This window comes from Streptomyces lydicus, assembly GCF_000717345.1.
GTDB lineage: Bacteria > Actinomycetota > Actinomycetes > Streptomycetales > Streptomycetaceae > Streptomyces > Streptomyces lydicus.
Map to the genome: position 1 here is coordinate 123,454 of NZ_JNZA01000010.1, position 13,659 is coordinate 137,112.

Below are 13,659 nucleotides of genomic sequence, written 5' to 3' on the forward strand. Positions count from 1 at the left end.
TGGCCCCCCCGGGGCGGCCCGTCACAGCAGGGCGAACTGGCCGTCCGGGCCCTCTTCGTGGTGGTCGAGGACGGAGGCCGGGCGACGGGCCGCGAGCGGTGCGGGCAGGACGCCGGCCGCCCGCAGGGCATCGGCCGTCAGTTGCGGTCCGTCCGCCGTGCGGCCGGCCAACTCCACGCGTGACGGCTCCAGTTCGGCCAGCAGGGCCAGCACGGTGATCAGCTCCAGCAGCTCGGAGGTCCACTCCTGGGGCCAGTCCGCGGGACGCAGCGCGGCCAGCGAACCGTCCTCGGGCGGCGACGCCCCGTCCGCCCCCGTTCCGGCGCGTTCGGCGAACCACGCCTCCAGCACGCGCACCCCGCCGGCGTGGAAGTCCCAGGCGCCCGCCGGCACCGGCGCGATCCGGCCGCTGCCGAGGAGGAGGGCCTCGTCCTCGGCGTCGTAGGCGAGGGCGGCGGGCATGCCGCGGGCGGGCAGCGCGGAGCGCACGTAGGGGCGGCGGCCGCCGGGCATCCGCGGCCGCTCCCCGGAACCGGCGCCCCGGGTGCCGAGCCACAGCAGCCGTTCGCCGAGCGCGAGACCGCGGCCGAAGACCTCGGGGTCGGCGGTCAGCGGCACCACGGCGCCGTCGGGGGAGTGGCCGGCGCTCGCGAGGATCCAGCCGAGCAGCTCCGACGGGCCGACCGGGCGGCCCAGGTGGCGGGTGAGCAGGTCGAGCAGCCCGGGCGCCAGGTTCGGCTCCCGGCCGCCGGGCCGCCGGTACAGCGGGTGGATCCGCCCCGGGCGGCCGGCCGGTGACCGGCCGTCGGGCAGCAGCGCGGAGCACCCCACCGCGGGGCCCGGCGCCTGCGGGACCTGGCCCCATTCGACCGCGTACAGCTGGTGCTCGTCCGCCACCCGCCACAGCTCGGGCCGGGCCACGTCGATCAGCCGGTGGTCGGGCAGCAGCCACTGCCGGTCGAACGGGCCGTGCAGGATCCGCACCGGCTCCGGGCACGGCCCGCTCGCCCGGTAGAGCCGGTCGGTCGCGGTGGCCTGCCCCGGCAGCTGGCCCACCGCGGAGTGCAGGGTCCGGGCCCGGGACGGCCGGAACAGCCGCTCGCGGGCCGCCGCGTCCTCGGCGTCGACCAGCGCCTTCCACCGCGCGCGCAGCGTCGCCGGGTCCGGCGCCCGCACCCAGGAGCGGCCGAGCCGCAGTGGTGCCACCGACCACGGCATGAGATCGGACAGCCGTGGCGCGTCCTGCTTCGCCGTCACGCGGAGCCCCTCCCGGACCGTTCGGTTCGACCCGGGCATGGTAGCCGCGGGCCGCGGCCCGCCACCGGCCCCGTGGCCGGGTTCCCTCCTGCGGGGAGGGACCGGGGACGCGGTCTTCCGCTTGCTGATCTTGAAGGAGTACGGTCCTGGCCGTACGCCCCACGGCACGGTGCGGACGCCGCTCTTCCGCCACGCCTGAACGGCGCGGGGGGACTCCCCTCGCGCCGGACCTGCTCAGGGAGGACCGTCATGACGGACACCACCTCACCCACGCCGGAACGGCGCGGGGGGACCCCCGACGGCCACCGGGCCGCCGCGCGGCTGGACCGGCTGCCGCCGTCCCGTTGGCACCGCAGGATCACCCTCGTCGTCGGCATCGGCGCCTTCTTCGACCTCTACGAGATCTTCCTCGGCGGGGTGCTGGCCGCGGTCCTCGCCGAGCAGTGGCACCTCGGGCACACCGCGAAGTCCTGGGTGATCGCCGCCGGCTTCCTCGGCATGTTCGCCGGTGCCAATGTGCTGTCGGTGCTGGCCGACCGGTTCGGGCGGCGCCGGATGTTCCTGGTCAACCTCGGGGCCTACGCGCTCTTCTCCTTGCTGTGCGCGTTCGCGCCGAACCTGTCGTGGCTGCTGGCCCTGCGCGCGCTGTCGGGCCTCGGGCTGGGCGCCGAACTCGTGCTGGTGGACACCTATCTCGCGGAGTTCCTGCCCCGCGCGGTGCGCGGCCGCTACATCGCCTGGGCCTACACCCTGGGCTTTGTCGGCGTTCCGGTCGCCGCCCTGCTCGGTGCCCGCCTGGTGGCCGCGCACCAGCCGCTGGGTGTCGACGGCTGGCGCTGGCTGCTGGTCGCCGGCGCGCTGGGGGCCGCCTTCATCCAGCTGATGCGCCGCCAACTGCCCGAGTCGCCACGGTGGTTGACGGTGCAGGGGCGGGGCGAGGAGGCCGAGCGGATCGTCGCCGGGCTGGAGGAGCGGGTGGCCCGGGAGACCGGTGGCAGCCTGCCGTCCGTACCGGAGACGGAGACCGTACCGGAGCGGAGGGTGCCGCTCGGCGAGATGTTCCGCGGTGACCACCGGCGGCGGACCGTCATGTGGTGGATCTTCCAGGTGCTGCAGACCGTCGGCTACTACGGTTTCGGTTCGCTGGCGCCGGTGGTGCTCACCGCGAAGGGCCACACCGTCACCGAGTCGCTGCTCTACGCGGCGCTCAGCTTCTGCGGCTATCCGCTGGGCTCCGCGCTGTCCGTCCCGCTGATCGACCGGATCGAGCGCCGCACCCTGATCATCGCCTCGGCGCTCGGCATCGCCGGCTGCGGCCTGGCCTTCGGCTTCGCCGACGCCACCTGGGCGATCGTCGCCTTCGGCTTCCTGCTGACGGTGTGCAGCAACGTCTTCTCCAACGCCTTCCACGTCTACCAGACCGAGATCTTCCCGACCGGACTGCGCAGCAGCGCGATCGGCATCGCCTACTCGCTGTCCCGGCTCACCTCGGTCGTGCTGCCGTTCGTCGCGCTGAGCGTGCTCGACGACCTCGGGCCGGCCGCGGTGTTCAGCGCTTCCGCGGGGCTGATGCTGCTGCTGTGCCTGGACGTGGCACTGCTCGGGCCGCGCACCACCGGGCGCAGCCTGGAACGCATCTGAGGGCCCTAGCCACCCCGCGGTGGCCGAGGGCCCTCATCGCTCAGCGCCGCACGGACGTCACCGCCGCACGGACGTCACCGCCGTGCGGACGTCACCGCGGTGGGCGCGTAGTGCTTCATCTCCTCGATGTCGTCGATGTAGGGGCGGACGGAGGCGAGGAAGGGGCCGAAGAGCGGTCCGCCCCGGAAGCCCTTGAGGTGGTCCTCCACCGAGGTCCACTCGATCCGCAGGATGTAGCGCTCGGGCTCCTCGACGCCGTGCGCCAGGTCGTAACCCAAGCACTCGGGTGCCGCGTCGAGCTGTTCGGCGGCCGCGGTGTACGCCTTCTCGAAGGCGGCCCGGCGCTCGGGCTCGGTGATCCGGTAGCGGATGTACTCGATCGTCATCAGTGGTTCTCCTGTGCCGGAATCATGCGTCCCCCAGGGTCAACGGGCTTGCCCCGCTTGGCTGTTCGGTCGGGCCAACGCTACGAGCGAGGTCCTCGATCAACAAGCGCAGCCGGTTGTGGACCGACAAGGTGAGCTTGTCGACGGGTGCGCCGGACCGCCGTACGATGCGGTCGCATGGAACCCGAGCTGCGCCAGATGCGGTACTTCGTGGCGGTGGCCGAGCGCCGTAGCTTCACCCGCGCCGCCGAGGACGTGTACGTCGCCCAGCAGGCGCTCAGTCAGCAGATCAAGGCGCTGGAGGACACCCTCGGCGTACGGCTGCTGGACCGCACCTCCCGCCGGGTCGACCTCACCCCGGCCGGCGCCGCCTATCTGGCCGACTGCAAGCGGCTGCTCTCCGCCGCCGGCCGCGCCACCCAGCACGCCCGGGCGGTGGCGGCCGGCGAGGCGGGGAAGGTGCGCATCGCCTATACCGTCACCGCGGTGTACGAGACCCTCCCGGCGCTGACCGCCCACCTCGCCGAGCGGGCGCCCCGGCTGAAGGTGGAGACCCGGGAGATCTTCGCCGCCGATGTCTGCCGGATGCTGCGGGACGAGCGCTGCGACCTCGCGCTCGCGCCCGGCACCGGCTACCCGAACGGGATCGCCCGGCAGACCGTGCGGCGCGAGGAGTTGAGGGTTGCCGTCCGGGACGGCCATCCGTACGCCGGTGCCCCGGCCGTGGAGCTCGCCGGGCTCCGCGGCGAGACGTTCCAGCTGTGGCCGCGCGAGATGGCGCCCGGCTACTACGACGCGGTGGCCGGCGCGTGCCGGGCCGCCGGGTTCGAGCCGGTGCTCGACGAGACCGCCTCCGGCTCCAACGCCTGGGCCGGCATCGCCGCCGGGCGCGGCGTCAACCTCGTCGTGGCCTCGCTCGCCCGCCAACTCCCGCGCGGCATCACCCTCGTACCCCTCGCGAAGCCGGTGCCCGTGCTCCGCATCGACGCCGTCTGGCGGGCCGAGCATCCGCACCCGGCGGTTCCCCGTGTCCTCGCCGGGTGCGCCGAGCTGTGGCCCGGGGAGACGGCCGGCGGTGCGGTCAGTGCGCCTCCAGGGTGACCGTGAAGGAGAAGCGGTCGCCGCGGTAGTGGATCCGGGCGACGTCGACCGGGCGGCCGTCCTCGTCGTAGGTGACGCCCGTGTAGTGCAGGATCGGGCTGAGCAGCGGGACCCGCAGCAGCCGGGCGGTCTCGGGATCGGCCAGCCGGGCCTCGACGGTGTCGGTGATCCGGCTGATCCGTACGCCGACCGCGTCGCGCAGCACCTTCGTCATCGGCCAGCGCACGAGGTCCTGCGGGTCGATCAGCGCCGCCACGTCGGGCCGTACGTAGTTGCAGGCGTGGTTGGTCGGCTCGCCGGTCTCCTCGTCGCTGCGCAGCCGCCGGAACCCGCCCACCTCGGACAGTTCCGGGAAGTACTCCGCGAGTTCGGCCGGGACCGCGGTCGGGCCGTGGTCCAGCAGTTCGGTGCTCATCCCGGACTGCTGGGCCACGATCGCGTCCACCGAGCCGAGCAGCCGCACCGGCGCTCCGCGCTGCGCGCTCGGCTCGATGAACGTGCCGCGCCGCCGGTGCCGGCTGATCAGGCCCTCCGCCTCCAGCTCCTTGAGGGCCTGGCGCATGGTCAGCACGCTCACGCCGTAGTGCGCGGCGAGCGCGTCCTCGGTCGGCAGCCGCAGCGGGTCCTTCGGGGAGCGGCCGAGTATGGAGGCGCGCAGCGACTGCGAGACCTGGTACCACAGCGGCAGCTTGCGGTTCAGATCGAGCGAGTCGGGAGCGAAGGTGGTCACGAGCGTCCCCCGGGTGTCACAGGCGGAAGTGGCGCTGGAGACCCTGCCATACGTCGTCGTAGCCGCGCTGGAGGTGTCCGGCGTCCCGGGCCTGCTCGGTGAGCGTCAGCGGCCAGCGGGTCTCGAACATGAACGCCAGCCCGTCGTCGATCTTCTGCGGCGCCAGCTCGGCGGCGCTCGCCCTGTCGAAGGTCTCCCGGTCGGGCCCGTGCGCCGACATCATGTTGTGCAGTGACCCGCCGCCCGGCACGAAGCCCCCTTCTCCGGCCGTCTTCGCGTCGTACGCCCCCTCGATCAGGCCCATGTACTCGGTCATCACGTTGCGGTGGAAGTACGGCGGACGGAAGGTGTCCTCGCCGACCAGCCAGCGCGGGGCGAAGACCACGAAGTCCACACCCGCCAGGCCCGGGGTGTCGGAGGGGGAGGTGAGCACGGTGAAGATCGACGGGTCGGGGTGGTCGTAGCTGATCGAGCCGATGACGTTGAAGCTCCGCAGGTCGTAGACGTACGGGACGTGACTGCCGTGCCAGGCGACGACGTCCAGCGGCGAGTGGTCGTAGGTGGCGGTCCAGAGGTTGCCGCAGAACTTGTTGACGACCTCGACGGGGCCCTCGACGTCCTCGTAGGCGGCCAGCGGCGCGCGAAAGTCGCGGGCGTTGGCCAGGCCGTTGGCGCCGATCGGGCCGAGGTCGGGCAGCTCGAAGGGCCGGCCGTAGTTCTCGCAGACGTAGCCGCGGGCGGTCGGGGCCGGCCCGCCGTCGGGCGCGGCGTCCAGCAGCTCGACGCGGAAGCGGACCCCGCGCGGGATCAGGGCCACCTCACCCGGTTCGGCGCGCAGCAGGCCGAACTCGGTGCGCAGCAGCAGCCCGCCGCGCTCCGGCACGATCAGCAGCTCGCCGTCCGCGTCGCTGAACACCCGCCGCTCCATGGAGGCGTTGGCGTGGTACAGGTGGACCGCCATGCCGGTGCGCTGCGTCGCGTCGCCGTTTCCGCCCAGGGTCCACAGGCCGTCGACGAAGTCCGTCGGGCCCTCGGGGGCGGGCAGCGGGTTCCAGCGCAGCCGGTTGGGGTCGGCGGCGCAGTCGGTGAACGGCGCCGAGCGGAGCGCGCGCTGCTCGCCGCGGACGAACGGCGGATGGGCGGCCGACGGGCGGATGCGGTAGAGCCAGGAGCGGCGGTTGCTCGCGCGCGGTTCGGTGAACGCGGATCCGCTCAGCTGCTCGGCGTAGAGCCCGAGCGGGGCCCGCTGCGGGGAGTTGCGCCCCACCGGCAGCGCGCCGGGGACGGCCTCCGAGCTGTGCTCGTTGCCGAAGCCGGTGGCGTACGCCAGCCCCTCGGCCGTCTTCCTCGCCTGCTCGTTGCCCGTGCCTGCCATCGCGCGCTCCCGCCGCTCAAGGAATCCTATGCAAGACCTTAGGATTGCCGTGGGGTGCCGTCAACGGAAGACTCCCGGCCGCCCTGGCCGGATCGGGTCGTACGCCCGGGGGTGCACCGCCGGCCCGCCGGGCGGGCAGGATGGTCGGGTGCAGCAGCCGCCCTCCCGTCCCGCCCCGCCGGCCTCCGACCCCGGGCCGCCGGCCACCCCGCTCCGCCGCGCACCCGTCCAGCGGCGCAGCGCCCAGCGCCTGGCACGCATCCTCGACGCCTGTGCCGAAGTGCTGGAGGAGACCGGTTACGAGGACCTCAGCACCCGCGCGGTGGCCCTCCGTGCCGGGGTACCGATCGGCTCGGTCTACCGCTTCTTCCCCAACAAGCGCGCCATGGCCGAGGCGCTCGCGCGGCGCAACCTCGACGCCTACGCCGACCGCATCACCGCCCGGCTGACCGCCGTGGACGAGGCACCGCTGGAGTGGCGGCGCGCGATGGACGTGGTCGTCGACGAGTACCTCGCGATGAAGCGGACGGTGCCGGGCTTCGCCCTGGTCGAGTTCACCGTCCCCGCGCCGCGCGAGACCCGGCAGGCCAACTACCTGGTCGCCGACCGCCTGCTGGCCCTGTTCGCCGGCCCGCTCGGACTGGACGCCGCCGACCAGCGGCTGCGCACCGCCTTCCTGGTGGGCGTCGAGACGGCCGATGCGCTGCTCCAGCTGGCCTTCCGCACGGACCCGGCCGGCGACCCGGCCATCGTCACCGAGGCCAAGGAGCTGCTGCGGGCCTATCTGGCGCGCTACCTGGACACCGCCTGAGGCGACCGCCCCGCCCGGTCGGCCGGCGCGGGACGCCGTTGGCGGGATTCCGCCGCGGGGGCTGCCCTCATGCCTACCGGTCGGTATGGTCGGACGGTACGCGCACCTCCCCCGAGCTCTCGGCTCCGAGCAGGGGGTACCCCATCGCCGGCACCGTCCCCGGGAGGGACCGATGACCCGTACCGCCCTGCGCATCTGCCCGCTCTGCGAGGCCACCTGCGGGCTGACCGTCACCCTCGACGGCGACCGGATCACCGCGGCCCGCGGCGACCGCGACGACGTCTTCAGCAAGGGCTTCGTCTGCCCCAAGGGCGCGTCCTTCGGCGAGCTGGACGCCGACCCCGACCGGCTCATCCGCCCCCTGGTCCGGCGGGACGGCGTGCTCACCGAGGCCACCTGGGACGAGGCGTTCGCCGCCGTTCAGGCGGGGCTGCGCCCGGTGGTCGAGGCGCACGGCCCGGACGCGGTGGCCGTGGTGCTCGGCAACCCCAATGTGCACACCGTCGCCGGCGCCCTCTACCCGCCGGTGCTGCTCGCCGGCCTCCGCTCCCGCAGCGTCTTCACCGCCTCCACCGTCGACCAGATGCCCAAGCACGTCTCCAGCGGACTGCTCTACGGCGACCCGCTGGCCATCCCCGTCCCGGACCTGGACCGCACCGACCACCTCCTGATCATCGGCGCCAACCCGATGGACTCCAACGGCAGCCTGTGCACCGCGCCCGACTTCCCCGGCCGGATCAGGGCGCTGCGCCGCCGCGGCGGCCGGCTGACCGTCATCGACCCGCGCCGCACCCGCACCGCGAAACTCGCCGACGAGCACCTCGCGATCCGGCCCGGCACCGACGCCCTGCTGCTCTTCGCGATGGTCCATGTGCTGTTCGAGGAGGGCCTGGTGGACCTGGGGGAGCGGGCCGCGCACGTCGTCCAGGCCGACGAGGTCGAGCGCCTGGCGGCCGGCTTCACCCCCGAGGCGGTCGCCGGGCCCTGCGACCTCCCCGCCGCGTCCGTCCGGCGGCTGGCCCGCGAGCTGGCCGCCGCCGACAGCGCCGCGGTGTACGGCCGGATCGGCGCCAGCACCGTCGAGTTCGGCACCCTCACCAGCTGGCTGGTGGACGTCCTCGCCGTCCTCACCGGGAACCTCGACCGCCCGGGCGGCCTGATGTTCCCGCTGTCCGCGACCGGAGCCGCGCCCCGCCCGGCCGGCCCCGGCCGCGGCTTCGCCCTCGGCCGCTGGCGCAGCCGGGTCTCCGGCCACCCCGAGGCCAAGTCCGAACTGCCCATCGCCGCCCTGGCCGAGGAGATCGACACCCCCGGCGAGGGCCGCGTGCGGGCCGCCGTCGCGATCGCCGCGAACCCGGTGCTGTCCGTCCCCGACGGCGACCGGCTCGATGCGGCGCTCGCCTCCCTGGACTTCATGGTGAGCGTCGACCCGTACCTCAACGAGACCTCCCGGCACGCCGACGTCGTGCTGCCGCCGCCCCCGCCCTCCCGCGGCGCGCACTTCGACTACGCCTTCAACGCGCTGGCCGTCCGCAACCAGGTCCGCTACACCCGGCCGGTGCTCCCGCTCGCCGACGGGCAGCCCGACGAGTGCGCGATCCAGGCGCGGCTGATCCTCTGCCTGGGCGGGCAGGACGGCGCGGATCCCGCACTGGTGGACGCCATGGTGATCGACACCGTGCTCGGCAAGGCCGTCGCCGACCCGCACTCACCGGTCCACGGCCGTCAACCGGACGAGCTGGCAGCGCAGTTGACCGGCCGCGACGGCGCCGAGCGGCGGCTCGACATGATGCTGCGGCTCGGCCCGTACGGCGAGGGCTTCGGCGCCGACCCCGAGGGCCTCTCGCTGGCCCGGCTGCTGGACCACCCGCACGGCATCGACCTCGGCCCGCTCACCCCGCGGATACCGGCCCTGCTGCGGACCCCGAGCGGCGCCGTCGAGCTGTGCCCCGCACCGATCGCCGCCGAGGCGGAGCGGCTGCGCGGCCGGCTCGGCGCGGTCCCCGACGGGCTGCTGCTCGTCGGCCGCCGCCATCTGCGCTCCAACAACAGCTGGCTGCACAACGTCCCCGCCCTCATGGGCGGCAGCAACCGCTGCACCCTCCATGTGCACCCCGAGGACGCGGCGCGCCTGGGGCTCACCGACGGCGAACCGGCCCGGCTGAAGGGGGACGGCGGCGAGGTGGAGGTGCCCGTCGAGATCACCGACACCGTGCGGCCGGGCGTGGTGAGCCTGCCGCACGGCTGGGGGCACGACCGCCCCGGCACCCGGCTGGGCGTCGCCGCCGCCGACCCCGGCGTCAACGTCAACCAGCTCAACGCCGGACGGCTGCTGGACCCGCTCTCCGGCACCGCGGTGCTCAACGGGCTGCCCATTCTGCTCACGCCCGTCCGGTGAGATCACTGTTGACCTGGGGTTTTGCTCGTATTGCTCGGGCGTCAAGACCTTGTTAACAAAAGTTTGCGGCACCTAACGTCCACCCAGACCGCCACCCCCGGCAGATGTTCAAGGGCGAACGTGAGGTACCCCTAATGCTGACAATCCTCGGATTTGTCATGATCGCCACCTTCCTGGTGCTGATCATGATGAAGAAGATGTCGCCGCTGGCAGCGCTCGTGCTGATTCCCGCGCTGTTCTGCGTCCTGGTCGGACAGGGCGCGCACCTGGGCGACTACGTCATCAAGGGCATCGGTGACCTGGCCCCCACGGCCGCGATGCTGATGTTCGCCATCATCTACTTCGGGGTGATGATCGACGTCGGGCTCTTCGACCCGGTCGTGCGGGGCATCCTGCGGTTCTGCAAGGCCGACCCGGTGCGGGTCGTCGTCGGTACGGCGCTGCTCGCCGCGATCGTCTCGCTCGACGGCGACGGCTCCACCACCTTTATGATCACCGTCTCGGCGCTCTACCCGCTCTACAAGCGGCTGAAGATGAGCCTGGTCGTGATGACCGGCGTCGCCGCCACCGCCAACGGCGTGATGAACACCCTGCCCTGGGGCGGCCCGACCGCCCGCGCCGCCACCGCCCTCAAGCTCGACGCCGGCGACATCTTCGTCCCGATGATCCCGGCCCTCGCGGTCGGTCTGGTCGCCGTCTTCGCCCTCGCGTACGTCCTCGGCCGGCGCGAGCGCAAGCGGCTGGGCGTGCTGACCCTCGGCGACGTCGCGACGGTCACCGGGACCGTCGAGGAGAAGGAGACCGAGCAGGTCCTCGTCGGCGCGGGCGCCGGCGCCAAGGGCGGCGCCCCGGCCGCCGCCCGGCCCGCCACCGGCGGCTCCGCGGCCCCCGGCTCCGACGGCTCCGGCGGCTCCGTGCAGGACCTCGACCTCCAGGGCCTGGACCCGCGGCGGCCCACCCTGCGCCCCAGGCTCTACTGGTTCAACGCCGCGCTCACCGTCGCGCTGCTCACCCTGCTGATCCTCCAGACGCTGCCGATCCCGGTCCTCTTCCTGCTCGGCGCGGCCCTCGCCCTGACCGTCAACTTCCCGCACATGAAGGACCAGAAGGCCCGCATCGCGGCGCACGCCGAGAACGTCCTCAACGTCTCCGGCATGGTCTTCGCCGCCGCCGTCTTCACCGGCGTGCTCACCGGCACCGGCATGGTCGAGCACATGGCCCGCTGGCTGGTCTCCAACATCCCCGACGCGCTCGGCCCGCACATGGGCCTCGTCACCGGCGTCCTCAGCATCCCGCTGACCTACTTCATGTCCAACGACGGCTTCTACTTCGGCATCGTGCCGATCCTCGCCGAGGCCGGCGCCGCCCACGGCGTGGCCCCGATCGAGATCGCCCGCGCCTCCCTCGTCGGCCAGGCCCTGCACATGTCCAGCCCGCTGGTCCCGGCCGTCTACGTCCTGGTCGGCATGGCCAAGGTCGAGTTCGGCGACCACACCAGGTTCACCGTCAAGTGGGCCGCGCTCACCTCCCTGGTCGTCCTGGGAGCGAGCCTGCTCTTCGGCATCGTCTAGATGACCGCGACCGACACCGCGAGGCCCGGCAGGAGCTGGCTGCTGCGCCTGGTCCTCACCTTCTCCTTCGCACAGGGAGCGGTGAGCATGGCCAGGCCGGCGGTCTCCTACCGGGCCCTCGCCCTGGGCGCCGACGGGCGCGCCGTCGGCGTGATCACCGCCGTCTACGCGCTGCTGCCGCTGCTCGTCGCCGTCCCGCTCGGCCGGCGCACCGACCACGGCCGCTGCGCACCGCTGCTGGTCGCCGGCGTGGCGCTGATCAGCGGCGGCTGCGCGCTGAGCGGGCTGGCCGGCTCGCTGCCCGCGATGGCCGCCTGGAGCGGGGTGATGGGCCTGGGGCATCTGTGCTTCGTCATCGGCGCGCAGTCCATCGTCGCCCGCCGCAGCGCGCCCGAGGACCGCGACCGCAACTTCGGCCACTTCACCATCGGCGCCTCCCTCGGCCAGCTGATCGGCCCGGTCGCCGCCGGGCTGGTCATCTCCGAGCGGGACGGCCGGATGGCGCCGACCAGCGCCACCGCCCTGCTCGTCTCCGGCGCGGTCGCCGCCTTCTCCTACGCCTCCCTCTGGCGCCTCGAACGACGCGGCCGCCCGGCCCCCGCCGGCGACCGCGGCCGCCCGGCCGCCGCGCCGGTCCCCGTCCGCGGCATCCTCCGCAGCCGCGGGGTCGCGGCCGGCATCTTCATGAGCCTGGCCGTGCTCTCCGCGACCGATGTGCTGACCGCCTATCTCCCCGTCATCGGGGAGGACCGCGCGATCGCGCCCACTGCCATCGGCCTGCTGCTCAGCCTGCGGGCCGCGGCCACCCTCGCCTGCCGCCTGGTGATGACACCGATGATCCGGTGGCTGGGACGCACCGCGCTGATGGCCGGCAGCTGTGCGCTGGCCGGTCTGCTGTGCGGCGGGCTGGTCCTGCCGGTGCCGGTGTGGGCGCTGGCGGCGATGCTGGCCGCGCTCGGGTTCTGCCTGGGCGTGGGCCAGCCGCTGTCGATGACCACCGTCGTCCAGGCCGCTCCCGAGCGGGCCCGCAGCACGGCGCTGGCACTCCGCCTCACCGGCAACCGGCTCGGTCAGGTCGCCGCCCCGGCGGGCGCCGGAGTGCTGGCCGGCCTGGCGGGCACCGCGGCGCCCTTCGTCCTGCTCGGCGTGCTGCTGCTGGCCTCCGCCGGACTGGCGGCCCGTACCGGGGCCGAACGCGGCGGCCGGAGCGTGGCCGTGGCCGGCGGCGCCCGCGGGCCGACCGTGGCCGGCGGGGACCGCAAGCCGGCCCGAAGGGACCGTAAGCGTCTCCGAAGGGAACCGTAAGCGCGGGTCGGCAGGGTGGGGTGCCTCAGCGGGTCCGGCACCGGGCCGGCCCGCGGGCAGTTGCGAGGAGCACCCCATGACCCACCACACCCGCACCCCCGTCACCGTCCTCGGCCTCGGCGCCATGGGCCGGGCGCTGGCCGCGGCGTTCCTCCGGGCCGGGCACCCCACGACGGTCTGGAACCGCACGCCGGGCCGCGCCGACGAACTGGTCGGGCGCGGCGCGGTCCGCGCGGGGACGGTGGCCGAGGCGGTGGCCGCGGCGCCGCTGGTGATCGTGTGCGTACTGGACTACGCCGCGGTCCGCGCGATCCTGGAGCCGGTCGGCGCGCAGCTGTCCGGGCGAACGCTGGTCAACCTCACCTCCGACACCCCGGAGCGGGCGCGGGCCGCCGCCGCGTGGGCCGCCGGGCACGGCATCGACTACCTCGACGGTTCGATCATGGTGCCCACGCCGGTCATCGGACAGCCGGACGGGACCGTGCTCTACAGCGGCTCGCGGGACGCCTTCGAGACGTACGGGGCGACGCTGAAGGCGCTGGGCGGCCGGGCGCCGTACCTCGGCGAGGACCACGGCACCGCGGCGGTGTACGACCTGTCGCTGCTCGGCTTCTTCTTCTCGGCGATGGCCGGGCTGGTGCACGCCTTCGCGCTGGCCGGGTCCGAGGGCGTACCGGCGAAGGAGTTCGCGCCGTTCACGGAGACCATCGTCGGCATCCTGCCGGCCCTCGCCGCGGGCATGGCGGAGGACCTGGACCGCGGGGTCTTCTCCGGGGACCAGGACAATCTCGTCATGGAGGCCGCGGGCATCGGGCACGTCCTGGAGGCGGCCCGGGCCCATGGGCTCAACACCGAGGTGCTCGACGCGGTCAAGGGCATCGCGGACCGGACGATCGCCGCCGGCCACGGCAATGCCGGATTCGTCAGCGTCATCGAGGAGATGCGCAGGTCTTCCGCCAAGGCGTGAGCGGGCCGTCGGCTCGTAGGGTCGTGGCGGCGGTCACCCGCGGGCGGCGGCGGGACTCCCTGGCGGCGGAAAACTACCGGCGCTAGTTTGGCCTTGCGGGGGTGGACCACACAGGCA

General features: G+C 74.0%; 11 protein-coding genes. 7 read left to right on the plus strand and 4 right to left on the minus strand.

The window, feature by feature from the left end; genetic code table 11:
• Positions 1-21: 21 nt before the first annotated feature.
• The gene (locus tag OO62_RS11520; RefSeq protein WP_033267225.1) at positions 22-1,257 is read right to left on the minus strand and encodes a type ISP restriction/modification enzyme; all 1,236 of its coding nucleotides are present in this window, start codon (positions 1,255-1,257) and stop codon (positions 22-24) included.
• Positions 1,258-1,506: 249 nt separating this feature from the next.
• Here OO62_RS11520 and OO62_RS11525 point away from each other — a divergent pair, with 249 nt between their 5' ends.
• Complete coding sequence (locus tag OO62_RS11525; protein ID WP_033267226.1) at positions 1,507-2,898, plus strand: MFS transporter; 1,392 nt, start codon at positions 1,507-1,509, stop codon at positions 2,896-2,898.
• A 74-nt stretch (positions 2,899-2,972) separates the two neighbouring features.
• On the opposite strand, the gene OO62_RS11530 is transcribed toward OO62_RS11525, so the two are convergent.
• Positions 2,973-3,284: a putative quinol monooxygenase gene (locus OO62_RS11530; protein WP_033267227.1), complete on the minus strand. Its 312-nt coding sequence runs from the start codon at positions 3,282-3,284 to the stop codon at positions 2,973-2,975.
• Between the two features lie 177 nt (positions 3,285-3,461).
• Between OO62_RS11530 and OO62_RS11535 the strand changes: the two genes are divergently transcribed.
• Positions 3,462-4,385, plus strand: coding sequence for a LysR family transcriptional regulator (locus OO62_RS11535; RefSeq protein WP_051733002.1), 924 nt, complete (start codon positions 3,462-3,464; stop codon positions 4,383-4,385).
• Here OO62_RS11535 and OO62_RS11540 read toward each other — a convergent pair.
• A complete protein-coding gene (locus OO62_RS11540; protein ID WP_033267228.1) occupies positions 4,366-5,115 on the minus strand; it encodes a GntR family transcriptional regulator in 750 nt (249 codons plus the stop codon). The genes OO62_RS11535 and OO62_RS11540 overlap by 20 nt on opposite strands.
• 16 nt (positions 5,116-5,131) lie before the next feature.
• Complete coding sequence (hmgA, locus tag OO62_RS11545; protein WP_033267229.1) at positions 5,132-6,490, minus strand: homogentisate 1,2-dioxygenase; 1,359 nt, start codon at positions 6,488-6,490, stop codon at positions 5,132-5,134.
• Positions 6,491-6,638: 148 nt separating this feature from the next.
• Between hmgA and OO62_RS11550 the strand changes: the two genes are divergently transcribed.
• From OO62_RS11550 to OO62_RS11570, 5 genes are all read left to right on the plus strand, one after another.
• The gene (locus tag OO62_RS11550; RefSeq protein ID WP_033267230.1) at positions 6,639-7,301 is read left to right on the plus strand and encodes a TetR/AcrR family transcriptional regulator; all 663 of its coding nucleotides are present in this window, start codon (positions 6,639-6,641) and stop codon (positions 7,299-7,301) included.
• 172 nt (positions 7,302-7,473) lie between these two features.
• Positions 7,474-9,699: a molybdopterin oxidoreductase family protein gene (locus OO62_RS11555; protein WP_033267231.1), complete on the plus strand. Its 2,226-nt coding sequence runs from the start codon at positions 7,474-7,476 to the stop codon at positions 9,697-9,699.
• Positions 9,700-9,833: 134 nt separating this feature from the next.
• Positions 9,834-11,270, plus strand: coding sequence for a CitMHS family transporter (locus OO62_RS11560; RefSeq protein WP_033267232.1), 1,437 nt, complete (start codon positions 9,834-9,836; stop codon positions 11,268-11,270).
• The gene (locus OO62_RS11565; protein WP_078617118.1) at positions 11,271-12,575 is read left to right on the plus strand and encodes an MFS transporter; all 1,305 of its coding nucleotides are present in this window, start codon (positions 11,271-11,273) and stop codon (positions 12,573-12,575) included.
• Positions 12,576-12,651: 76 nt separating this feature from the next.
• Positions 12,652-13,542: an NAD(P)-dependent oxidoreductase gene (locus OO62_RS11570; protein WP_033267233.1), complete on the plus strand. Its 891-nt coding sequence runs from the start codon at positions 12,652-12,654 to the stop codon at positions 13,540-13,542.
• Positions 13,543-13,659 lie beyond the last annotated feature (117 nt).